This window comes from Variovorax saccharolyticus (assembly GCF_030316765.1).
Classification (GTDB): domain Bacteria; phylum Pseudomonadota; class Gammaproteobacteria; order Burkholderiales; family Burkholderiaceae_C; genus Variovorax; species Variovorax saccharolyticus.
In genome coordinates, this window is sequence record NZ_JASZYT010000005.1 from 409,418 (window position 1) to 431,186 (window position 21,769).

16 protein-coding genes and 2 pseudogenes are annotated in these 21,769 nt (G+C 70.6%); 13 read left to right on the forward strand and 5 right to left on the reverse strand.

Annotation, left to right across the window (positions count from 1 at the left end; translation table 11 throughout):
* The first annotated feature begins 93 nt into the window (after positions 1-93).
* From QTI45_RS18115 to QTI45_RS18130, 4 genes are read left to right on the forward strand one after another with little or no spacing between them, the layout of a single operon-like run.
* Positions 94-2,343, forward strand: coding sequence for an ATP-binding protein (locus QTI45_RS18115; RefSeq protein ID WP_286655428.1), 2,250 nt, complete (start codon positions 94-96; stop codon positions 2,341-2,343).
* Positions 2,336-2,797 carry a response regulator gene (locus tag QTI45_RS18120; protein WP_286373513.1) on the forward strand — a complete coding sequence of 154 codons (462 nt, stop codon included), beginning with the start codon at positions 2,336-2,338 and terminating at the stop codon, positions 2,795-2,797. The genes QTI45_RS18115 and QTI45_RS18120 overlap by 8 nt, the downstream gene beginning before the upstream one ends.
* The gene (locus tag QTI45_RS18125; RefSeq protein WP_286373514.1) at positions 2,787-5,306 is read left to right on the forward strand and encodes a response regulator; all 2,520 of its coding nucleotides are present in this window, start codon (positions 2,787-2,789) and stop codon (positions 5,304-5,306) included. The genes QTI45_RS18120 and QTI45_RS18125 overlap by 11 nt, the downstream gene beginning before the upstream one ends.
* Positions 5,303-5,941, forward strand: coding sequence for a biliverdin-producing heme oxygenase (locus tag QTI45_RS18130; RefSeq protein WP_286655429.1), 639 nt, complete (start codon positions 5,303-5,305; stop codon positions 5,939-5,941). The genes QTI45_RS18125 and QTI45_RS18130 overlap by 4 nt, the downstream gene beginning before the upstream one ends.
* Here the strand turns inward: QTI45_RS18130 and QTI45_RS18135 are convergent.
* Positions 5,932-6,396: pseudogene (locus QTI45_RS18135) on the reverse strand (YgjV family protein); the annotation flags it as partial. The gene QTI45_RS18130 and the pseudogene QTI45_RS18135 overlap by 10 nt on opposite strands.
* A gap of 100 nt (positions 6,397-6,496) precedes the next feature.
* Positions 6,497-7,441 (reverse strand): hypothetical protein, encoded by a 945-nt coding sequence (locus QTI45_RS18140; RefSeq protein ID WP_286373516.1) that lies wholly within the window; start codon positions 7,439-7,441, stop codon positions 6,497-6,499.
* A 105-nt stretch (positions 7,442-7,546) separates the two neighbouring features.
* Here QTI45_RS18140 and trxC point away from each other — a divergent pair, with 105 nt between their 5' ends.
* Together trxC and QTI45_RS18150 are read left to right on the forward strand one after the other, a co-directional pair.
* The gene (trxC, locus tag QTI45_RS18145; RefSeq protein ID WP_286655430.1) at positions 7,547-7,984 is read left to right on the forward strand and encodes a thioredoxin TrxC; all 438 of its coding nucleotides are present in this window, start codon (positions 7,547-7,549) and stop codon (positions 7,982-7,984) included.
* 109 nt (positions 7,985-8,093) lie between these two features.
* Positions 8,094-8,651 carry a hypothetical protein gene (locus QTI45_RS18150; RefSeq protein WP_286655431.1) on the forward strand — a complete coding sequence of 186 codons (558 nt, stop codon included), beginning with the start codon at positions 8,094-8,096 and terminating at the stop codon, positions 8,649-8,651.
* 27 nt (positions 8,652-8,678) lie between these two features.
* Here the strand turns inward: QTI45_RS18150 and QTI45_RS18155 are convergent, their stop codons facing one another.
* Positions 8,679-9,527, reverse strand: coding sequence for an IclR family transcriptional regulator (locus QTI45_RS18155; RefSeq protein WP_286655432.1), 849 nt, complete (start codon positions 9,525-9,527; stop codon positions 8,679-8,681).
* 279 nt (positions 9,528-9,806) lie between these two features.
* Here QTI45_RS18155 and QTI45_RS18160 point away from each other — a divergent pair.
* The 3 genes and pseudogenes from QTI45_RS18160 to QTI45_RS18170 form a co-directional block, all read left to right on the forward strand.
* Positions 9,807-10,745: pseudogene (locus tag QTI45_RS18160) on the forward strand (Bug family tripartite tricarboxylate transporter substrate binding protein); the annotation flags it as partial.
* Between the two features lie 310 nt (positions 10,746-11,055).
* The gene (locus tag QTI45_RS18165; protein ID WP_286655433.1) at positions 11,056-13,410 is read left to right on the forward strand and encodes a cytochrome P450/oxidoreductase; all 2,355 of its coding nucleotides are present in this window, start codon (positions 11,056-11,058) and stop codon (positions 13,408-13,410) included.
* Positions 13,411-13,519: 109 nt separating this feature from the next.
* Positions 13,520-15,229 (forward strand): uracil-xanthine permease family protein, encoded by a 1,710-nt coding sequence (locus QTI45_RS18170; RefSeq protein WP_286655434.1) that lies wholly within the window; start codon positions 13,520-13,522, stop codon positions 15,227-15,229.
* Between the two features lie 5 nt (positions 15,230-15,234).
* Here the strand turns inward: QTI45_RS18170 and QTI45_RS18175 are convergent, their stop codons facing one another.
* Positions 15,235-16,374 (reverse strand): Kelch repeat-containing protein, encoded by a 1,140-nt coding sequence (locus QTI45_RS18175; protein ID WP_286655435.1) that lies wholly within the window; start codon positions 16,372-16,374, stop codon positions 15,235-15,237.
* A 142-nt stretch (positions 16,375-16,516) separates the two neighbouring features.
* Here QTI45_RS18175 and QTI45_RS18180 point away from each other — a divergent pair, with 142 nt between their 5' ends.
* A complete protein-coding gene (locus QTI45_RS18180) occupies positions 16,517-17,293 on the forward strand; it encodes a PAS domain-containing transcriptional regulator (RefSeq protein ID WP_286655436.1) in 777 nt (258 codons plus the stop codon).
* Positions 17,294-17,328: 35 nt separating this feature from the next.
* Here the strand turns inward: QTI45_RS18180 and QTI45_RS18185 are convergent, their stop codons facing one another.
* Positions 17,329-18,318, reverse strand: a complete 990-nt coding sequence (locus tag QTI45_RS18185) for a hypothetical protein (RefSeq protein ID WP_286373525.1) — start codon at positions 18,316-18,318, stop codon at positions 17,329-17,331.
* Between the two features lie 274 nt (positions 18,319-18,592).
* Between QTI45_RS18185 and QTI45_RS18190 the strand changes: the two genes are divergently transcribed.
* The 3 genes from QTI45_RS18190 (at position 18,593) to QTI45_RS18200 (ending at position 21,691) form a co-directional block, all read left to right on the forward strand.
* Entirely contained in the window at positions 18,593-18,967 is a 375-nt protein-coding gene (locus tag QTI45_RS18190; RefSeq protein ID WP_286655437.1) for a hypothetical protein, read from the forward strand.
* Between the two features lie 184 nt (positions 18,968-19,151).
* Positions 19,152-20,090 (forward strand): DUF6502 family protein, encoded by a 939-nt coding sequence (locus QTI45_RS18195; protein WP_286655438.1) that lies wholly within the window; start codon positions 19,152-19,154, stop codon positions 20,088-20,090.
* Positions 20,087-21,691 carry a DUF5666 domain-containing protein gene (locus QTI45_RS18200; protein ID WP_286655439.1) on the forward strand — a complete coding sequence of 535 codons (1,605 nt, stop codon included), beginning with the start codon at positions 20,087-20,089 and terminating at the stop codon, positions 21,689-21,691. The genes QTI45_RS18195 and QTI45_RS18200 overlap by 4 nt, the downstream gene beginning before the upstream one ends.
* Positions 21,692-21,769: the final 78 nt, after the last annotated feature.

The window sequence follows — 21,769 nt, forward strand, 5'->3', positions numbered from 1 at the left end:
CAAGTAGGAAGGCGCCGACCCGCACGCGCAGGGCGCACTGGCAGCATCCCCAGCTACTTTTTCCGGGGGTTCTGGCCATTGCGGTCGTGACGCATGAGAGACGCTTTCATCGATTCAGGGATTCGGCGCGAAGCGGCCGAACCGGGTCTGGCCGACCTGTCGCTGTGCGATCAGGAGCCGATCCGCACGCCCGGTGCCATCCAGCCGCATGGCCGCTTGCTGGTGCTGCTTCCGCGCACGCTGGCATTGGCCGCCTTCAGCGAAAACTGGCCCGCGGGCGAGATCGACGAGGCCCGCGAGGCGCTGCGGCAGTTCAGCTTCGATGAACTGGCGGTCGATGCGTCGCCGCTCGCTCTCGGCGCTCTCGCGATCGGCGGGATGTCGTTCGATGTCTCCGCGCATCGTTCGGCCGAGCACCTGATCGTCGAGTTCGAGCCGGCCTCGTCGAGCGCCGGCAACCAGGCGCCGATCTACTCGCTGGCGCGGGTGTTCCTGCCGCAGCTCCACGACGCCGAGTCGATCGAGCAGTTGGCCGGGCTGGCGGCCGCGGAAATGAAGCGCCTCACCGGCTTCGGGCGCTGCCTGGTCTATCGTTTCGACGAGGGCGGGCACGGCGAGGTACTCGGCGAGGCCTGCGATCCGGGCTACGACAGCTATGCGGGCCACCATTTCCCGGCCACCGACATTCCGCAGCAGGCGCGTGCGCTGTACCTGCTGAACCGGTTCCGCCAGATCGCCGATGCCCGCTACCGGCCGGTGCCGCTGCACACCACCGCGCCGGCGCTGGTGGCCGACGGCATCGACCTGTCGCAGGCCCAGCTGCGCAGCGTCTCGCCGATCCATCTCGAGTACATGCGCAACATGGGCACGCTGGCCTCGGCCTCGGTGTCGATCGTGGTCGACGGGCGGCTGTGGGGGCTGATCTCCTGCCACGACCACCAGCCGCGTCTCCTGGGCATGGCGACCCGGCTGGCCTGCGAGCACCTCGGGCAGCTGCTGGCGCTGCAGATCCAATCGAAGGCGGCCAACCGGCTGGTGGCCGAACGGCTCGAACTGCGCAAGTTGACGCTCGAGATCGTGGCCCAGCTCGCCGACAGCGACGCCACGCTGCAGCGGCTGGTCGGCGAAGCCTCGCCGATGCTGCGCGTGATGCGCGCCACGGGAGCGGCCGTGGTGCTCGACGATGCCGTGTGGACGGTCGGCGACGTTCCGGACGACGAGCAGATCCGCGCGCTGGCGCAATGGGTGGCCGGCATGGGCGTCGATGTCTACCGCAGCGACGCGCTGGCGCAGACCCATGCGCCGGCACTGGCTTATGTGCAAGCCGCCGCCGGGGTTCTCGCGGTGTCGATCTCGCAGGTGCACCGCCACATGATCCTGTGGTTCAGGCCCGAGATCGTGCGCACCGTGAAGTGGGCCGGCGAGCCCCGCAAGGCGGTGCTGCCCGATGGCCGCATCCAACCGCGCCTGAGCTTCGAGAGCTGGGCGGAGCAGATCCGCGGCCGCTCGGCGTCGTGGTCGGTGGCCGAAGTGGGCGCCGCCGGTGAACTGCGCCAGGCACTGATCGGCATCGTGCTGCGGCGGGCCGAGGAGCTGGCCGAGGTGGCGGGCGAACTCGGCCGGGTCAACAGGGAACTGGAGGCCTTCTCGTACACCGTCTCGCACGACCTGCGGGCGCCGATGCGCCATATCGCCGGCTACGTCGACCTGGTGCTCGAACAGGATGGAGCGAAGCTCGGCGAGCGGGCGCGTCGCTACCTCGGCAACGTCAAGGAGGCCTCGGCATTCGCGGCGATGCTGGTCGACGCCTTGCTGGACTTCTCGCGCATGGGTCGCGCCGCGCTCAAGCCGCGGCGGGTGGACACCGGCGCGCTGGTGGCCGGGCTGGTGCGCGAACTGGTCCGCACGGAGCCGGCCCGCGCGATCGAATGGCGCGTCGATGCCGACCTGCCGGCGCTCGAGGCCGACCCGCTGCTGCTGCAGGTGGCGGTGCGCAACCTGCTGGCCAATGCGGTCAAGTACTCGCGTACGCGCGAGCCCTCGCGGATCACGGTGCGCGCCCTCCGAGAAGCGGAGGGCGACGGCCTCGAGATCGAGGACAACGGCGTCGGCTTCCAGATGAAGTACGCGGACAAGCTGTTCGGCGTCTTCCAGCGGCTGCACCAGGCCGACGAGTTCGAGGGCACCGGGATCGGCCTGGCCAACGTCAAGCGCATCGTCGAGCGCCACGGCGGCCGGGTCTGGGCCCGCGCCGAACCGGGCCTTGGCGCCTGCTTCGGCTTCCTGCTGCCGCGCGCCGGATCGCCTTCCCTGGCCCTTTCGAATGGAGACGAAGATGCTTAAGCCCATCCTGCTGGTCGAGGATGACAGGCGCGACCTCGAACTGACGCTGATCGCGCTGGAGCGCAGCCAGCTCGCCAACGACGTGGTGGTGGTGCGCGATGGCGCCCAGGCGCTCGACTACCTGCGGCGCGACGGCGAGCACTCGGGGCGCGATGTGGGCAATCCGGCCGTGATCCTGCTGGACCTCAAGCTGCCCAAGCTCACCGGTCTCGAGGTGCTCAAGGAGGTGCGCGCCGACCCGCTGCTGCGCAGCGTGCCGGTCGTGATGCTGACCTCGTCGCAAGAGGAGGCGGACGTCGTCAGGAGCTACGAGCTGGGCGTCAACGCCTACGTCGTGAAGCCGGTGATCTTCGAGCAGTTCGTCACCGCCATCGCGGAGCTGGGCATCTTCTGGGCGGTGCTCAACGAGCCGCCGCCGGGCTCGCTGAAATCGTCGAGGCGCCATGACGCCTGAGCTCGACGTGGCGCACCCACCCGCTGAGCAGCCCGAGTTCCTCATCCTGGAGGATTCGCGCTTCGATGCCGAACTGCTGATCGAGGCGCTGCGCATCGCCCAGCCATGGGCGCGAACCCGCGTGGTCGCCACCGAGGCCGGCTTCGTCGAGGCGCTGGCCGCCGGTCCGGCGCTGATCCTGTCGGACTACGAACTGCCGGGGTTCTCGGGTGCGCAGGCACTGGAGATCGCGCGGCGGCTGGTGCCCGAGACGCCGTTCATCTTCGTCTCGGGCGTGATCGGGGAAGACAACGCGGTCGAGTTGCTCAAGCGCGGCGCCACCGACTATGTGAGCAAGGGCCGGCTGGCTCGCCTGCCGGTGGTGCTCGAGCGCGCGCTGCAGGAGAGCCGCGACCGGAAGGCCGGGGAGGCCGCGCAGCGCAGCCTGCGGGAGGCGAACGCGGCCTTCGGCCGGGCGGAGGCGCGCCGGCTGGCGCTGATCGAACTGGGCGACCGCATCCGCGACCTCGATGAACCGGGCGACATCGCCTACGCGGCCTCGGAGCTGCTCGGCGGCGAGCTGCAGGTCGACCGGGCCGGCTATGGCATGGTCGACAAGGCGGCCGAGACCATCGCGATCGAGCGTGACTGGTGCGCGCCCGGCGTGGCGAGCCTGGCGGGCCTGCTGCACTTCAGGGACTACGGCTCCTACATCGATGACCTGTGCCGCGGCGTGACCGTCGCCTTCGCGGATGCGCACGAGGATCCGCGCACCCGCGGCACCGCGGCGGCGCTCGATGCGATCAATGCGCGGGCGGTGGTCAACATGCCGCTGACCGAGAAGGGCGGCCTGGTCGGGCTGCTCTACCTCAACCACGGGTCGGCCCGACCGTGGTCGGCCAGCGAACTGGCGTTCATGCGCGAGGTGGGCGAGCGGGTGCGCACGGCGATCGCGCGCCGCGAGGCCCAGACCGAACTGAAGGCCTTCGCCGACTCGCTCGAGCGGCAGGTGGCGGAGCGCACGCGCGAGCGCGACCGGACCTGGGCGCTGAGCCAGGACTTGCTGGGCGTCGCCAACGCGCGGGGCTACTTCGAGAGCGTGAACCCGGCCTGGGAGCCGGTGCTCGGCTGGCGCCGGGAGGAACTGCGGGCGGTTCCCTTTCGCAGCTTCGTCCATCCCGACGACCTCGCCGCCACCGAGATCGCGCTGACGCGCCTGGAACGGGGCGAGCGCCTGCTGGGCTTCGAGAACCGCTTCCGGACGCAGTCCGGCGCCTACCGCTGGCTGTCGTGGACCGCCGTTCCCGACGACGGCCTGATCTACACGGTGGCCCGCGACATCACCGAGCAGAAGGAGCGCTCTGCCGAACTGGAGGCGGCGCGCGAGCAGCTGAGGCAGAGCCAGAAGCTCGAAGCCGTGGGCCAGCTCACCGGCGGGCTCGCGCACGACTTCAACAACCTGCTCGCCGCGATCTCGGGCAGCCTCGAGCTGATGCGGCGGCGCGGCCTCGAAGGCCGGTTCGCCGACCTGGAGCGCTATGTGGGCGTCGCGCAGGGCGCGGCCAAGCGCGCCGCCGCCCTCACGCACCGGCTGCTGGCCTTCTCGCGCCGCCAGACGCTGGCGCCGAAGCTGCTGGACCTGAACCGGCTGGTGGCGGACATGGAGGAGCTCGTGCGCCGCACCATGGGCCCGCAGATCGCGCTGGAGTCGGTGGCCGCGGTGGGACTGTGGAAGGTGCTGGCCGATCCGAGCCAGCTCGAGAGCGCACTGCTCAACCTCTGCATCAACGCCCGCGACGCGATGCCCGAGGGCGGCCAGCTGACGATCGAGACCGCCAACCGCTGGATCGATGCCCGCACCGCGAGGGCCCGCGACCTGGCGCCGGGCCAGTACGTGTCGCTCTGCGTGAGCGACAACGGCGTCGGCATGTCGCCGGAAACGGCGGCCCGGGCCTTCGACCCCTTCTTCACTACCAAGCCGATCGGCATGGGCACCGGGCTCGGGCTGTCGATGATCTATGGCTTCGCCAAGCAGTCCGGGGGGCAGGTGCGGATCTACTCCGAGATCGGCAAGGGCACGATGGTGTGCATCTACCTGCCGCGGAACACGGCGCCCGAAGAAGCGGTCGACGAAGAAGTCGCCGAGGCCGCTGCGCCGCGCGCCGACCAGGGCGACACCGTGCTGGTCGTCGATGACGAGCCGGCGATCCGGATGCTGATCGTCGAGGCCATGCAGGATCTCGGCTACGCCACCCTCGAGGCCGGCGATGGTGCCGATGCCCTCCAACTGCTGCAATCGGAGCAGCGCATCGACTTGCTGGTGACCGACGTCGGCCTGCCCGGCGGCATGAACGGCCGCCAGGTCGCCGATGCGGCGCGGCTCGCGCGGCCCGGGCTCAAGGTGCTGTTCATCACCGGCTACGCGGAGAACGCGGTGCTGAGCCATGGCCATCTGGCTCCCGGCATGCATGTCATGACCAAGCCCTTCGACATGGATGTGCTGGCCCGGCGCGTGAAGGAACTCATATGAGCGCGCCCGCCGTGCTGCAGGCCTTGCGCGCCGCGACCGGTGAACTGCACCGGCGGCTCGACAGCCAGTTGCCGATCGCGGGGGCCGAGGCGACGCTGCAGGACTACCTGGCGCATCTGCAGCTGCTTCGGCCCTGGCTGCAGGCGCTGCGCGCGGCGATCGCCGGGCCCGGCGACGCCGGGCTCGATGCGGTTGCGCGGCGCATCGATGGCCGCTTGCAGGCGCTGCAATGGGATCTGGCCGATGCCGGCGAGCCGCAGCGGGAGCGCGCCGGCGTCGAGGACTTCGTGCCGCCGTCGCCGGGCGCGGCTCTCGCCTACGCCTGGGGACTGGCCTATGTCGTCGAAGGCTCGCAGCTGGGGGGCGCCGTGATGCGCCGGCGCCTGCTGCCGCGCCTGGCGCCGCATCCGCTGTGCTACTTCGCGCCGGCCGAAGGGAGGGGCCCGGCGTCGGGCTGGCAGGATTTCATCGCCGAACTCGCTGCGGCCGTCGACGGACAGGCGGCGGTCGAGGCGGCAGCCAGCGGCGCCGTGGCGGCATTCGAGCGGCTGCTGGCCCAGCGGGCGCGCCAGGCGCCGAACAGCGCGGCGCCGCCCGAAGCCAGGTTGGCGAACATCTGCCACCACGAGTCGTAGAACCAGGCGTTGTACATCCACAGCGCCGCCACCAGCACCATCGCCAGACGCAGGCGCATGCCGCGCAGGTAGAACATCGCCCAGGTGCCGACCAGCGAGCCGGCGCCGGTGCACAGCGTGGTCCAGCCGTTCCAGGTCAGCGCGCTGGCGACCAGCGTGATCGCGACCATCGCGACGAAGGCTGCCAGCCGCATCCGGGCGGTCTTGTGCTGCGTCGCCTCGGCCGAGGCCTGGCGGCCGACCGACACCATGCTCAGGGCCGCGGCCGTGTGGGCGCCCAGCAGGAAGTTGTTGAGGGCCCAAATGGCCGAGGCGATGCCGGTCGAGCGGCGCAGCGACTTGTCGCTGGCGCCGACCAGGCCGCGAACGTTGAGCGAGAGGGCGACGAGGCCCGTGGCGTGAATGAGATGGGAGGCGTCCATGAGAAATGGGCCAGCGCTGTTCGCGTGGCCCATTGCAGGATTGTAGGTGGACTACGTGTTAACCCTTGGTTCAAGGGTCGATGGCGGCTATTCGACAGTTCTCGGGGTCGAGAGTCGTCGAATCCGCCAGGTTTCAGCGATAGCCCGTGTCGGTCGCGTTGTGGATGATCCACACCAGGTTGCCGCCCGAGATGTTGCCGAGGTTGCCGCCGGCGAAGATCAGTCGGCCCTGGCCCTTGTAGGCGAGCTCGATCCGGGTCCGGTCGCCGCCGAAGTAGAAGGGGATGAAGGCCTTGCCGGTCACGTAGGCGCCCGAGTCGGTGGGCTGGCCCGCGATGTCGGTGACCTGCTTCAGGCTCATGCCGATCTGCAGCTGGGTGAACTTGGTGTTCGGCGCCGGGTTGCCGGTGATCTCGCCCTCGTAGTCGTTCATGCCCTTCACGGTGCGGCCGCTGCCGGCTTCGATCTTGCTCGAATCGATGACGTTGCCCTGGGCGTCCATGCCGGGCTTGGCGCCGGCGCGGGCAGCGGGAGCCGCTGCAGCTGCCGCGGCGGCCGGCGCGGGTGCGGCGGCGGCCGCGGGGGCCGGCTTCGGCGCCGGGACGGCCGCGACCGCGGGTGCGGGTGCGGGGCCGCAGCGGTCGAGCTGCAGCAGCGCGCGCTTGGTGTCGGCCGACCAGTCGACGCCGACGATCCGCGAGGAGACCTGGCCGCCCGCGAAGGTCTCGCCGTCGTCGCAGCGCAAGCGCACCGGATCGGCCGGACGCACGGCGAAGTCGTCGCCGGCACCCTTGACCTTGGTCACGCGGGTGCTCAGGTCCTTGCCGACCAGCGCCTTCTCGAGCTTGGCCTCGTCGCCGCGGGCGCCGCGCACCAGCTTCACGAGCTGGTCGTAGCTGATCTTGCCGGTGCTCGCCACCTCGGGCTTGACCGGGGCCGGCGCGGCAGCGACCGGCTCGGGTGCCGGAGCGGCGGCAGCGGGCTGGGCCGCCTGGTTCTTGGACTGGCCGGCACAGCCGGCGAGGACGGAAAGCGCGGCCACAACGGCGAGGGCGGTCGAAGGGGTTCTCAAGATCACGAAATAAGACTCCTGTAACGAAGTGTTCATTATTTCAGGATCTTGCAGGTCACTCCCGGCGCCCCCAGCTGCCGATGACCCGAACGCCCCGCCGATGGAGATTCCATGACCGACAAGCTTCACATCGTCTGCCCGCACTGCCACACCACGAACCGCGTGCAGGCGGCGCAGCTCGCGAGCGCGCCCGATTGCGGCAGCTGCCACCAGCCGCTGTTCGCCGGCCGCTCGACCGCCCTGGACGAGGCGGCCTTCGATCGCCACGTGGCGCGCAACGAGATCCCCGTGCTGGTCGATTTCTGGGCGCCGTGGTGCGGCCCGTGCCGCCAGATGGCGCCGGGCTTCGAGCAGGCGGCGGCGCAGCTGGAGCCGCGGGTGCGCCTCGCCAAGGTCGACACCGAGGCGGTGCCGGCCCTGGGCGCGCGCTTCAACATCCGCAGCATCCCCACGCTCGCGCTTTTCAAGGGCGGGCGCGAGGTGGCCCGCCAGGCGGGGGCCATGGGGGCGGGGGACATCGTCCGCTGGGTCGAGGCGTACAGCCGCTGAAGCTGCCGGGGATCGCCGGCGAGTGCCGCAGGCGACAGATCGGGATTGCGATGGCTTGCGGGCCCCACGGCGCCAAGTACAGTGCGCTCTGGGCCACCTGCTTCAATTCATGACGTTCCAGCATCTGCAACTGACCGGCCCGCACGGCAGCCCTTATGTGCTGGGGCAGCGAATCGAGGTTTACGACGGCACCACGCTCATCGGGCGGGTCCAGTCCGTGACCGTGAGCGCGGAGCGCGACGAAGTCCGGCTCGAGAACTTCCTGACCACCGACTTCGCCGATTTCCGCGCCAGGGCGCTGCCGAAACTGGTGCTTGCCGAGGTGGTGAGCTTCATCGCCGAACGCTATCCCTCGGTCCACGCCATCGGCATCGAACTGAGCCGCGACATCGAAGGCTACGAAGGCCGCGAGGCGACGCTCGCCAGCGCCCGGGCCGACATCCTGCAGAGCATCGGGACCGATGGTGTTCGCATCAGTCCCAAGCCGCACGCCGGGCAGGCCGGCCACTTCGCGGTGACCGGCGTCTGGCGCTACGACAAGGCCAGCGTCGCCGCGCTCGGCGCGGTGCTCGAAGCCCAGCGCGCCGCTTACCGGGAGCGGATGGGGGCCGAGTCCCCGGTGCCGCCCCGGCCGACCTTGCGGCAGTTGCTGCGCAAGGATCGCTGAGGGGTCTCGCCGCTTGGACCCGGATGTTCACCCGCCCGGATCCACATAACCCAGCCGCAGGCTGGTCGCATGCGCCTCGCGCCGCACGGCGCTGGCGATCTTGCCGTCGACCGCCGGATCGAAGCCGCCGGTGGCGCCCAGGGCCGTGATCACCGCGCAGACACGCCCCGTGAAATCGAAGACCGGCGCGGCGACCGCGCTGATGCCGCGCAGGTAGGTGTCCTTGACCGTGGCGCAGCGCGCCGCCCGGACCTCGCGCCGCAGGACCTCGATCGGGTCCGCCGCGGGCAGCAGGGCGCGCATCTCGTCGCTGGCCGCCGCCAGTTCCTCGGTGGCGAGTTGCCGCACCCGCGCCTCGTCCAGCAGGCCCAGGAAGACCCGCCCCGTGGCCGACCACAGCAAGGACATCACCGAGCCGGCGCGCACGTTGACCGTGACCGGCAGGCCGGGTTCCTCGAATCGCATGATGGTCGGCCCGCGGTTGCCCATCACGGCCACGAAGCAGGTGACCTCCAGGCTCTCCCGCAGGCGGATCAGGGCCGGTTCGGCATGGCGGATCGGTTCGGCCTGGCGCATCGCCGCCAGGCCGATCCGGATCAGTTCGGGGCCGAGGACATAGCGCTGGGTCGTGATGTCCTGGTCGACCAGGCCTTCCTGCATCAGGCTGGCGAGGTAGCGGTGGACCTTGGCCGGGCTCTCGCCCACGTGGGCGGCCAGGGCCGTGAGGCTGGCGCTGCCGCCGATCGCCGCCAGGCCCTTGAGCACCACCATGCCGGTTTCCGCGGATTGCACCCGCTGGCGGCGTTCGGGCACGCGCGAGGGCGGCGGAGTTTCGGGCGGCGGCGAGGGCGGCGAAGGCGGCGAGTTTTGGTTCATCGATGGTGTCGTGCGCGTCGGGTCTGACGGCGCATCGTAATGAATCAACTCGCGCAGGCAAAAAAGAGAGCCATCGGTGGGTGGTCCACTCCGGATGGCTCTGGAGAGCCGCCGACCGTTGCCGATCGACGTACTTGCAACTCGTCCGTGTTGGAGCGCGGCGGGCGACGAATGTTCCTCATCGTGGCGTCCGGCCGGCGGCCGGGGATCAGTGGAAACCCGATCATTTGATTACGCATTGCGTATAAGAATTACGCGATATTGACAAGGAGACCCCTGATGAAGAAGTTGCTCGCCGCCGCACTGGTGGCCGTGCCGTTCCTCGCCGCCACCGTGGCCGCGCAGACGGCCTTTCCGTCGAAGCCGATCCGCTGGCTGGTGCCCTATGCAGCGGGCGGCGGCTCGGACTTCCTGGCGCGCACCATCGGGCAGCGGCTGTCGACCCAGGTCGGGCAGCCGGTCCTGGTCGACAACGAGCCCGGCGGCAACACGGCGCTGGCGGCGGCCGAGACCGCACGCGCGCCGGCCGATGGCTACACCGTGCTGTCGGCCGACAACGGCACCCTGGTCTTCAACCCGGCGCTGTACAAGAGCCTCAGCTACAGCCCGGCCAAGGACCTGGCGCCGGTCACGCTGATGGGCCGCTTCCCGATGATCCTGGTGGTCGGTCCCGCCAGCGACGCGGCCAGCGCGAAGGACTTCATCGCCAAGGCGAAGGCCAAGCCCGGCGGCACCAACTACGCCTCTGCCGGCGCCGGCAGTCCGCACCACCTGGCGATGGAACTGCTCAAGGTCGAGGCTGGCCTGTTCATGGTCCACGTGCCTTATCGCGGCGCCGCACCGGCGCTGGCGGATGTGGCCGGTGGCCAGGTGCCCGCGATGATGGTCGACCTGGCCGCGGGCGCCGGCTTCATCAAGGGCGGCAAGGTCAAGCCCCTGGCCGTGGCCAACCCGACCCGCCTGCCGCAGTTGCCCGAGGTGCCGACTTTTGCCGAACTGGGCTTCAAGAACGTGGAAGCCGCCGCGCTGGTCGGCATGGTCGTGCCGGCGGCGACTCCGCCCGAGGTCATCGCCACGCTCAACAAGCAGGTGGTGGCCGCGATCCACGACCCGGCCGTGCATCAGCGCCTGATCGATTTCGGGGTCGAGCCGGTCGGCAACACGCCGGCCCAGTTCGCCGAGTTGCTGAAGAACGAAACGGCGCGCTGGCAGAAGCTAGGGCCTGTTCACACTACTTCCGGGGATCGCGTTGTCGAGCCAAGGGGCTGGATGCAAGGCGCCCGCGCGCAGCAAGGCTTGCGCCTTGCAAGCGCGGGCAACGCGGCAGACGGCCCCTTTGCTCGGCAACCCGAAGGGAAGGTATGCCAGGGCGTGCCACTCCGCGTTGCGCTCCTTGCATGTGCCAACGCACATGCGGCGTCGCGCGCCTTGATTGGCCCGCCCTGGCATACCTCTTCGCGACCCCGGAAGTAGTGTGAACAGGCCCTAATCCTCGATCTCAAGATCACGCTCGACTGAGGACCTTTCGATGACCACCTCGCATCCCGCCGCCGCCGCGCCCGCGCGCGGCTGCCCCTTCGCGTCGCAGCCGCTGTCGGGCCACCAGACGCCGACCGGCTGCCCGGTCAGCCAGCGCGCCGCCGACTTCGATCCCTTCGAGGATGGCTACCAGCAGGACCCGCCCGAGTACCTGCGCTGGGCGCGCGAGAAGGAGCCGATCTTCTGGAGCCCCAAGCTCGGCTACTGGGTGGTCACCCGCTACGAGGACATCAAGGCGATCTTCCGCGACAACATCACCTTCAGTCCGTCGATCGCGCTCGAGAAGATCACGCCGACCGGCGAGGAGGCGAACGCGGTGCTGGCCTCCTACGGCTTCGCGCTCAACCGAACCCTGGTCAACGAGGACGAGCCGGCCCACATGCCGCGCCGCCGCCTGCTGATGGAGCCGTTCACGCCCGAGGCGCTCAGGCACCACGAGCCGCTGGTTCGCGAGCTGGCGCGCGAGTACGTCGACCGCTTCATCGACGACGGCCGCGCCGACCTGGTCGACCAGATGCTGTGGGAGGTGCCGCTTACAGTGGCGCTGCACTTCCTCGGCGTGCCCGAGGAGGACATGGACACGCTGCGCAAGTACTCGATCGCCCACACGGTCAACACCTGGGGCCGGCCGAAGCCGGAGGAGCAGGTGGCGGTGGCGCACGCGGTCGGCAACTTCTGGCAGTTCGCGGGCCAGGTGCTCGACAAGATGCGCCAGGACCCGTCGGGCCCGGGCTGGATGCGCTACGGCATCCGCAAGCAGGTCGAGCACCCCGAGGTCGTGACGGATTCCTACCTGCACTCGATGATGATGGCCGGCATCGTGGCCGCGCACGAGACCACCGCCAACGCCACGGCCAACGCGATGAAGCTGCTGCTGCAGCACCCCGACACCTGGCGCGAGATCTGCGAGGACCCGGGCCTGATCTCCAACGCGGTCGAGGAATGCCTGCGCCACAACGGCTCGGTGGCGGCCTGGCGGCGGCTGGTCACGAAGGAGGTCGAGGTCGGCGGTGCACTGCTGCCGGCCGGCTCCAAGCTGCTGATCGTGACCTCGTCGGCCAACCACGATTCGCAGCAGTTCGCCGATGCCGACCTGTTCGACATCCGGCGCGACAACGCCAGCGACCACCTGACCTTCGGCTACGGATCGCACCAGTGCATGGGCAAGAACCTGGCGCGCATGGAGATCCAGATCTTCCTCGAGGAGTTCACGCGGCGCCTGCCGCACATGCGGCTGGCCGAGCAGCGCTTCAGCTACGTGCCCAACACCTCGTTCCGCGGGCCGGAGCACCTGTGGGTCGAGTGGGACCCGGCACAGAACCCCGAGCGCCGGCACCCCGGATTGCTCGATGTGCGCACGCCGGTGCGAGTCGGCGAACCCTCGCGCCATGCCGCGACCCGGACGCTGCTCGTGGAGCGCGCGACGCCGGCGGCCGAGGGCGTCCTCCGGCTGCGCCTGGTCGCGCCCGACGGACGGGCCTTGCCGCGCTGGACCCCGGGCGCGCACATCGACGTCGAATGCGGCGGCCCCGAGCTGTCGCGCCAGTACTCGCTGTGCGGCGACCCGGACGACGCGCAGGCGTGGGAGATCGCGGTGCTGCGCGAGGCCGATGGCCGCGGCGGCTCGGCCTGGATCCACGACCGGCTGAAGGCCGGCGACCGGCTGCGCGTGCGCGGTCCGCGCAACCACTTCCGGCTCGACGAGGCGGCCCGCAAGCTGATCCTGATCGCCGGCGGCATCGGCATCACGCCGGTGAGCGCGATGGCGCGGCGGGCCCGCGCGCTCGGCCTGGACTACCAGCTGCACTACAGCGGGCGCCGGCGCGGCGCGATGGCCCTGGTCGAGGAGCTGTCCGCGCTGCATGGCGACCGGCTGCACCTGCATGTCGGCGACGAAGGCCGGCGCTGCGACCTCGCGGCCCTGCTGGCGCAGCCCGAGGCGGCTACGCAGGTCTATGCCTGCGGACCGCAGCGCATGCTGCAGGCGCTCGAGGCCGCCTGCGCCGGCTGGCCCGAGGACGCGCTCCGGATCGAGCACTTCGCCTCGACCGTCGGCACGCTGGACGCAAGCCGCGAGCACGCTTTCGAGGTCGAGCTCAGGGACTCCGGCATCACGGTGCCGGTCCCGGCCGACCGGACCCTGCTGAGCGCGCTGCGGGCCGCCAATGTCGACATCCCGAGCGATTGCGAGGAAGGCCTGTGCGGCACCTGCGAGGTGCGCGTGCTCGGCGGCGAAGTGGACCACCGCGACCTGGTCCTGACCCGTGCCGAGCGCGAGACGCAGACACGCATGATGAGCTGTTGCTCGCGGGCCCGGGGAGGGCGGCTGGTGCTGGAGCTCTGAGCGGGAAGGCGGCGCCGGACGCGGCTCGCCGCTATGATCGCGCGGCAGTCGACGACCCCTCGGGTTGATTCGGCCCCGCGCCCATCCACCCACCAACGATCGGAAGTCGATGTCGCACAAGCCTGCGGGGCTCATCTACGGTGTCGACGACATACCGCCTCTGGGCGTCAACATCCTCAGCGGGCTCCAGCAGGTCGGCCTGATGTCGATCTTCCTGGTCTACCCGGTGCTGATCGCGCAGGCCGCCGGCAGCAGCCCCGAGGTGACCGCGGCCCTGGTCAGCGCCACGCTGGTCGCGCTGGCCGTCGGGACCCTGCTGCAGGTCGTCACCATCGGACCCTTCGGTTCGGGCTATCTGTGCCAGCCCTCTCCCAGCGTGGTCTACATCGTGCCGTCGCTGGTGGCGGCGCACACCGGCGACCTGTCGGTGGTGTTCGGCATGACGATGCTGGCCGGGCTGTTCGAGATGGCGCTGGCCCGCGTCCTGCCGCGCCTGCGGCCGCTCTTCACGCCCGAGATCACCGGCCTGGTGGTGCTGATGGCCGGCATCTCGGTGGGCGTCGTCGGCCTGCGCACTGCGCTGCGGAGCTCGCACGCGGACAGCGTGCCGGACCAGGTCGACCTGCTGCTCGGCCTCGGCACGCTCGGGCTCATGGTGGCGCTGAACGTCTGGGGTCGCGGCGGGCTGCGCGTGTTCAGCGTGCTGATCGGCCTGGCTGCCGGCTACCTGGCCGGCTGGGCGCTGGGGCGGCTCGACGCCCACGAACTGGTCCAGGTGGCGGCGGCCCCCCTGATCGCGGCGCCGGCGCTGGGCCACGTGGGCTGGTCCTTCGATGCCGGCCTGGCGGTGCCGTTCCTGATCGCCGCGGTGGCGGCGGCGTTGAAGGTGATCGGCAACGTGACCATCTCGCAGAAGGCCAACCAGGTGGGTTGGGTGCGCGCCGACATGCGGTCCATCAGCCGCGGCGTGCTGGCCGACGGCCTGGGCTCGGTGGTGGCCGGCGCGATCGGCTCGGCCGGCATCAATTCGTCGACCGGCGCGGTCGGCCTGGCGACGGCCACCGGCGTGGCCAGCCGCCGCATCGGCTGGTCGGTGGCGGGGCTCTTGCTGCTGTTCGCCTTCGTGCCCAAGCTGGGCCTGCTGTTCAACTCGATTCCGCGGCCGGTGCTCGGCGCGGCGCTGGTGTTCTCGTCCACCTTCATCGTCATCAACGGCCTGGTCATCATGACGTCGCGGCTGCTGGATTCACGCAAGACGCTGGTGATCGGCCTGGCGATCGTCTTCGGCCTGGCGGTGGAGATCTTCCCGGGCCTGCTGGTCGTGCTGCCGGCGGCACTGCGGCCTTCGTTCGGCAACTCGCTGGTCTTCGGCACGCTGGTGGGCCTCGGGCTCAACCTGCTGTTTCGCATCGGCCTGCGCCGAAGCGTGTCGATGACGGTGGGGCCGGGCGCGATCGACCCCGACGCGCTCGATCAGTTCCTCGACGTGCAGGGCGCGGCCTGGGGGGCACGCCACGACGTCATCGAGCGCGCCAAGTTCAACCTCGTGCAGTCGATCGAGACGCTGGTGTCGAGCCGTGTCGCTTCCGGTCCGCTCGAGATCGAGGCCTCGTTCGACGAGTTCAACCTCGACCTGCGGGTGTCCTACGAGGGCGAGCAGCTCGACCTGCCGGAGCAGCGGCCGACCATCGAGGAGATCATCGAGTCGGACGCCGGCGAGCGCCGGCTGGCCGGCTTCCTGTTGCGGCAGTTCGCCGACCGCGTGACCTCCAGGCGCGCGGGCAGCCGCGCGACCGTCGGGTTCCACTTCGACCACTGAAGGCGTCAGCCGGGCGTGAAGGCCTCGTGCACCGCCGATTGCACCGAGCCCCCGAGCACGGCACCGCCGCCCGCGACGTAGATCCGCTCGCCGATCGCGGCGGCGCCGACCGCGTGCCGCGGCGTGGGCATCGGCGCGTGCTTCTGCCAGCTGTCGCCGGCCGGGTCGTAGCTTTCCATCTGGCCGAACACGGAGGCCTGGCGCGGCACGCCGCCGACCAGGATTCCGCCTTCGCCGCCCATGGCGTAGAAGCGCCCGCGCAGCACCACCAGGCCGTGGCCCGAGCGGGCCGTGGGCAGCGGCGCGCGCAACTCCCAGGTGTCGCGCGCCGGCAGGTAGACATGGTGCAGGTCGGTGTTGTATTCGAAGGTGTTGAAGCGTCCGCCCACCACGTGGATCGAGCCTGAGTGGGCGACGCAGCCGACGTGGTCGCGGGCGCCCGGCAGCGCCTTGCGCTGGCTCCAGCGATCGGCCTGCGGGTCGTAGACCTCGTGCCAGCCCACGCTGGCGCGTTCGCTCGCCGGCTCGGAAGCCCCGCCGATCAGGTGCAGCCGGCCGTCCAGCATGACCGCCGCGGCGGCGCCGCGCGGCCGCGGCAGCGGTGCGATCTCGCGCCAGCGATCGGTCGCGAGCTCGTAGGCGTAGGCCTGGGTGTCCGAGCGGCGGTTCTGCTCGACGAAGCCGCCCAGTGCATAGACGAAGCGCTCGTCCGACGCCACCGCCACATGGTTGGCGCCACGCGGCAGCGGGGCGCCCTGCAGCCAGCGGTCGAGCGCCGGATCGTAGATGTGGTGGTAGGCCCGGTTGACCGCGCCTTCGCCGTAGCCGCCGACCACGTGCATGCGCCCCGCGGTCGCGGTCGCCCATGCCATCTCGCTGCGCGGCAACGGCAGCGCGGCGCGCGCCGCCCAGCGGCCGGCCGGGCCCGCGGGCGCCGGGCTGTCGGTCTTGCGCTGCGACTCCTGCTCGGGCGTGAGGTGGTGCGGCACGCCGCCCTGCAGCCGTGCGTAGGGCTCGGCCGAGGAGGGCGCCGAGGGCAGGGCGGGGTGGCCGGCGTGCGGGGCATCGGGCGCGGGGGGCCGCGAGCCGGCGCAGCCCGAGAGGGCGGCGCCCGCGGCGGAGAGCAGAAGCTGGCGGCGTTGCATGGCGAAAGGCACTCCCGGGCGGTTGGAACGTGCCGCGCAGCTTAAGGCCTGCAGGGGTGCGCCGGGCAACCCCCGTCGACGGGCGGCGGAGGTCGTGCTTCAATCGTGCCAAGGCGGATCACACGCCGCTGGAGACCCCCCGATGCCCGTGCGCAGTCCGCTCTACCTGCTCGAACGTTTCGACCCCGGCGTGGTCCAGCTCGACCGGGAGCTCCGGGTCATCGCGATGAACAGCCTGGCCCGGCGCCTGCTGCCGGTCGAGGACAAGCAGCCCTTCGAGAAGATGGTGCTGTCGTTCCATCCCGAGCGCTCGGTGGCCAAGGTCAAGTTCCTGCTCGACCAGGCCGAGTGCCCGGTCAGCAACCCGCCGCCGATGACCATGATCATCAACATCCCGGAGCGAGTGCTGCTGATCAAGGTGTCCAAGCTGTCCGACCTTCGCGGCGACACCACCGGCTACACGCTGATCTTCTACGACATCACCGAACTGGTGAGCGGCGAGCTGCTGGTGCAGCCGATGACGCCCGAGAGCCTGTCGATCGAGAAGCCCGCGCCGGCCAAGCGGCAACTGCACAAGATCCCGACCGTCTCGCAGAACCGGATCGTGCTGGTCGACGTCGAGACCGTCACCTACATCCGCTCCGAAGGCCACTACACCTGGGTCAGCACCGCGCAGGGATCGAGCTTCTGCAACCTCAACATCAGCGACCTGGCCGAGCGGCTCGACGGTGCCTCATTCCTTCGCATCCATCGCAGCTACCTGGCGAACCTCGACTTCGCCGAGCAGATCCTGCGCGACGAAGGCCGGGTCAGCCTCAAGCTGCGCGGCGAGACCACGCCGCTGCCGGTGGCGCGCACCAGCGTGTCGCGGCTGCTCGAGCAACTCGGCATCGGCGAGGTCGACGCGCTGCGGACCTGAGCTGCGACGCCGCCTCGCCGCTGCCTGGGCGCCGCTCAGGGCGAGGTCGGCGAGCGCGGCTTGAGCTTGTCGGCTTCGGCCACCGGGAACGGGAAGCCCAGCTTCACCGACTGCCCGCGCACCCGGTTCTGCGCCTGGCACTTGCTCACGCAGATGGTGGCCGGCGGTGCCACTTCGATCGCGTCCTCGCCAGTCACCAGACCCATGCGCCCGCCGCTGGCCACGGCCCAGCGCGAGACGCCGCCGCAGTGCTGCACGACCACGCTGGGCGGCGTCGAGTTCGGCCGCTTCTGGATGACGTTGGAGCAGCTCGGGTCGACCAGGCGCGTCGCCACCTGGGGACTGTCGCGGCCGATGAAGCGGCGCGAGATGCCGTTGCCGAAGTTGATGCGCGCCGCCACCACGACGGTGGTGTCCTTGTAAGGCACGACATCGCCCTCCCGGTTGCGGAAGTTGCGGTTGTCGAAGTAGAAGGCCGACAGCGGGCTGATGCCGTCGCCGGCCAGCACGTGGGTGATCTCGGTCGCCGTCTGGTCCGAGCGCTCCACTTCCATCTGGAAGACGCCGCCTGCTGCGCAATCCTTGGCCTGGATCTTCATTGCCACGCCGGGCCCTTCGCGCTGGAGCTCGATGTTCTCTTCGCCGAGTTCGAGCGCCAGGTCGCTGGTCAGGCGCAAGCCGCGGTGGTCGGGCGACTTGCTGGCGAACACCGGCGTGACGACGCCGTTCGTCATGTCCAGCGGATTGGCGGTCGGCAGGAAAGCGTAGTTGCGGATGCCCAGCGTGGCGGCATCCACCTCGAAGCGGACGTAGCGGCCCTGCACCACGAAAGTGGCGCCGACCTGCGCGGCCGGCACGTTGACGTCCTGGGCGCCGCTGCGGCCGAGGACGGTGAATCCGCCACCCTCGCAGCCTTCCGACTTGGCGGCGTAGGCGGAGACGGCGATCAGGCCGGCCATCACGACGCCGGCGCCGCGCAGGCTCCGGTCGAGGCGGCGGGGAAATCCGAGGCGATGTTCATTCATGTCTTGCTCCTGTGTGAGCGCGCAGTGGCGCGCAGAGATGTCTCGAAGGGTCCGTATCGCTCGCCGATGCGCTTCTGCGCCTGGGGCCGAGTGATGAGTGCCGTCGCATCAGCGATGTCCGGGCGGGTCGTCGGCGCCGTGGCCGAGGCCGTGTCCGGCGTCATGTCCGGGTGGGTCGTCCGCGCCATGGCCAATGCCGTGGCCCGGCGCGTTGTTGGCGCCCTGGGCGCCTCCGCCCTGGCCCGGTCCGGAGTTGGCGCTTCCGGGGCCGCTGTTGCCGCTTCCGCTGCCACTTCCACTTCCACTGCTCGCGCTGCTTCCGCTGCTGCTACTGCTTCCGCTGCTCCCACTGCTGCTGCTGCCGGATGACCCGCTGCCGGAGGACGATGCACCTGCGCCGGAGCCCGAGCCGGAGCCGGAGCCGCTGGACCCGCTGCTGCCACCACCACCGCCACCGCCACTGCTTCCGCTGCCGCTGCCGCTGCTTCCGCCGCCACCACCACCACCACCACCCCCACCGCCGCCGCCGCCACCACCGCCACCACCGTGCGCCAGCGCCGATGCCGCAGCGACGCACAACGTCAACGCGACGATGCCCGCCGATCCCGTCTTCCTGAACTTGACCATGACGCTCTCCAAGAAATGTTGAAAGGCATGTCCGCCGCCGCGCTCCGCCCCTCGCGCGCTTCTGGACCACTGACGCGGGAAAAATTCCCGCGACGGGGTGGAGAATAGGTGGGAAAATTTTCCACGTCAATAAATGTGTAAAAATTTCCCACGAGTCTGGGCTAAACTGATTCCCTGCCGGCTTCCCTCATTTCCTGCTCGCGCCCATGTCCGACTCCGCTCCATCCCACGCAACGCCGCCTCGCGCCCTGGTGCAGGCGCTGCGCCATGCATTGCGGCCGCTGGTCAAGCTCATGCTCTCTCGCGGCGTGACCTTCACCTATGCCAGCGAGTTGCTGAAGTCGCTGTTCGTCGAGGTGGCGGATCGCGACTTCCGCATCGATGGCAAGGAGCCGACGGACAGCCGGGTCAGCCTCGTTTCCGGCGTCCACCGCAAGGAAGTCAGCCGCCTGCGGCAAGCCCTGGAATCGGGCGAAGAGACCGTGCCCGAGGTGGTTTCCCTCGGCGCCCAGGTAGTCGCGCAATGGATGGGAGCGCCGCCCTATGTCGATGACGCCGGCCAGCCGCTGCCGCTGGCGCGGTTCGCGAGCGAGGGTGCCGAGCAGTCCTTCGAGGCGCTGGTCGCCCGCGTGAACCGCGACATCCGTCCCCGCGTCGTGCTGGACGAATGGCTTCGACTGGGCGTGGTGCACATCGACGAGGGCGGCCGCGTGTGCCTGAACGTCGGCGCATTCGTGCCGACCAAGGGTTTCGACGAGCTGAGCTTCTACCTGGGCCACAACCTGCACGACCATGCCGCGGCGGCGGTTCACAACCTGCTGGGCGAGCAGCCTCCCTTCATGGAGCGCAGCGTGCACTACGACGGACTGGGCGCGGCGGCCGTCGGCCAGCTCGCCGAACAGGCCCGCTCGCTGGGCATGCAGGCACTGGTGGCCGTGAACAAGAACGCGCTGGCACTGGCCAAGCGGTCTGTCGACGACGATGCGCCGCGTCGGCGCATGACCTTCGGCGTCTACTTCTATGCCGACGCGGCGGGTTCGCCCATGGCGGCACCGGATGCGGAGTCGCCGGAGGCCGGGCGCTCGCCGGCCGTCGCGCCTTCGCCCTCGCGGTCGTCGCGCGGCGGCAAGAAGGAAGCGGGATGACCGCCCGCCTGTCGCAGCGGCTGGGCCGCCTGATGCTGCTGGCCTCGTTGCTGGCGCTGCCGGCATGGCGGGTGGCCGCGCAGGACCTGTGCCAGGCCGGTGGATCGCCGGTGAACCCGGCCGCATCGACCGGGCCGGGCGAACTCGGCGGCAAGGGCGGCGGAAGAGGAGGCATCGGCGGCACGGGTGTCACGGCGCAAGGCGGCAACGGCAGCGGCGGCATCGGTGGCACGGGGGCGACGGCACGGGCGCCCGATCCGACCGGGGGCATCGGCGGCACCGGCATCGTCGGCGTGATCACCGGCTTCGCCAGCATCTGCGTCAACGGGCTGGAGGTGCAGTTCGATACGAACACCCCGGTCGTGGACAACGGCCGGCCGGCGTCCGCACGCGGCTTGGCCGTGGGGCAGGTGGTCGCGGTGCGCGCGACCGGGCCGGACCACGACCTGCGCGCCCAGGCGATCGCCGTGCTGCATGCGCTGGTGGGGCCGGTCGAGTCCGTCGATGCCGCGGCGGGCACGCTGCGGGTGCTCGGCGAGCGCGCCAAGGCAGTCGCTCCCGCAGCGCTGGGCGGCTTGCGGGCCGGGGACTGGGTGCGACTCAGCGGCCACCGGCAGGCCGATGGCGTGCTGGCGGCCTCGCGCATCGAGGCGCTGCCTTCCCGGGCACCTCGCCAGGCGCAGGTCGCGGGCCGCGTGAATGCGATCACCTCCGATGCCATGCAGGTCGACGGCACGCGCGTCAGCCTGAATGCGCGTGCCTTGCCGCGCGGCCTCGGCCGCGGCCGCGAGGTGCTGGTCACCGGCCAATGGAATGCCGGCGTCCTGACGGCGCAGCAGGTCACGCTCGACCCGACCCGCGAGCAGCTCGGCATGGTGCGGGACGTGGTCCTCGAAGGCTACGTCCAGGAGATCGGGGCGGGATCTTTCAGCCTCGGCAGCGGCGACCTGCAACTCGACGCCGGGGCTCGGGTGGTCGGCGGCGGACCGGCCGACCTGGTCGTGAATCAACTCGTTCGCGTCACCGGACGCATGGACGCGGAGCGTCGCATCGTGATCGATCAGGTCGTGATCGAGGCGGGCGGACCCAGCGGTGGATCGGGCAGCGCTTCCGGATCTGGGCAGGGGTCGAGTGGGTCCAGCGGCTCGAGTGGGTCCAGTGGTTCGAGTGGTTCAAGTGGTTCAAGTGGTTCAAGTGGTTCGAGTGGTTCGAGTGGCTCCGGCAGTTCCGGCAGTTCCGGCAGTTCCGGGAGTTCCGGGAGTTCCGGCAGTTCCGGCAGTTCCGGCAGTTCAGGTTCGTCGGGAAGCTCCGGGAGTTCCGGTGGCTCGAGCGGCAGTGGGGGAAGCGACGGTGGCAGCGGAAGCGGCAGCAGCGGTAGCGGTGGCGGCAGCGGCGGAAGTGGCAGCGGCGGTAGCGGTGGCGGCAGTGGTGGAAGTGGTGGAAGTGGCAGCGGCGGCAGTGGTGGCAGTGGCAGCGGAGGCAGTGGCGGCGGCAGTGGTGGAAGTGGCGGCGGAGGCAGCGGCGGCGGCAGTGGCGGGAGCGGCGGCGGCGGCGGAAGCGGCGGAAGCGGAGGCAGCGGCGGAAGCGGCAGCGGAAAGTAAAGCGGCGAGTTGAAGGCTCGCCCGGGAAAACCCGAGACGCCGGCCCGCCTGCCGCCGTTCATGCACCCGGCGCCGCCA

Excerpts from the sequence above, each read along its gene's own strand:
- QTI45_RS18175 (WP_286655435.1), bottom strand. The coding sequence starts at position 16,374 with ATGCAACGCCGCCAGCTTCTGCTCTCCGCCGCGGGCGCCGCCCTCTCG.
- QTI45_RS18195 (WP_286655438.1), top strand. The coding sequence starts at position 19,152 with ATGTCCGACTCCGCTCCATCCCACGCAACGCCGCCTCGCGCCCTGGTG.
- QTI45_RS18115 (WP_286655428.1), top strand. The coding sequence starts at position 94 with ATGAGAGACGCTTTCATCGATTCAGGGATTCGGCGCGAAGCGGCCGAA.
- QTI45_RS18125 (WP_286373514.1), top strand. The coding sequence starts at position 2,787 with ATGACGCCTGAGCTCGACGTGGCGCACCCACCCGCTGAGCAGCCCGAG.
- QTI45_RS18155 (WP_286655432.1), bottom strand. The coding sequence starts at position 9,527 with ATGAACCAAAACTCGCCGCCTTCGCCGCCCTCGCCGCCGCCCGAAACT.
- QTI45_RS18185 (WP_286373525.1), bottom strand. The coding sequence starts at position 18,318 with ATGAATGAACATCGCCTCGGATTTCCCCGCCGCCTCGACCGGAGCCTG.
- trxC (WP_286655430.1), top strand. The coding sequence starts at position 7,547 with ATGACCGACAAGCTTCACATCGTCTGCCCGCACTGCCACACCACGAAC.
- QTI45_RS18130 (WP_286655429.1), top strand. The coding sequence starts at position 5,303 with ATGAGCGCGCCCGCCGTGCTGCAGGCCTTGCGCGCCGCGACCGGTGAA.
- QTI45_RS18180 (WP_286655436.1), top strand. The coding sequence starts at position 16,517 with ATGCCCGTGCGCAGTCCGCTCTACCTGCTCGAACGTTTCGACCCCGGC.
- QTI45_RS18200 (WP_286655439.1), top strand. The coding sequence starts at position 20,087 with ATGACCGCCCGCCTGTCGCAGCGGCTGGGCCGCCTGATGCTGCTGGCC.
- QTI45_RS18150 (WP_286655431.1), top strand. The coding sequence starts at position 8,094 with ATGACGTTCCAGCATCTGCAACTGACCGGCCCGCACGGCAGCCCTTAT.
- QTI45_RS18165 (WP_286655433.1), top strand. The coding sequence starts at position 11,056 with ATGACCACCTCGCATCCCGCCGCCGCCGCGCCCGCGCGCGGCTGCCCC.
- QTI45_RS18120 (WP_286373513.1), top strand. The coding sequence starts at position 2,336 with ATGCTTAAGCCCATCCTGCTGGTCGAGGATGACAGGCGCGACCTCGAA.
- QTI45_RS18170 (WP_286655434.1), top strand. The coding sequence starts at position 13,520 with ATGTCGCACAAGCCTGCGGGGCTCATCTACGGTGTCGACGACATACCG.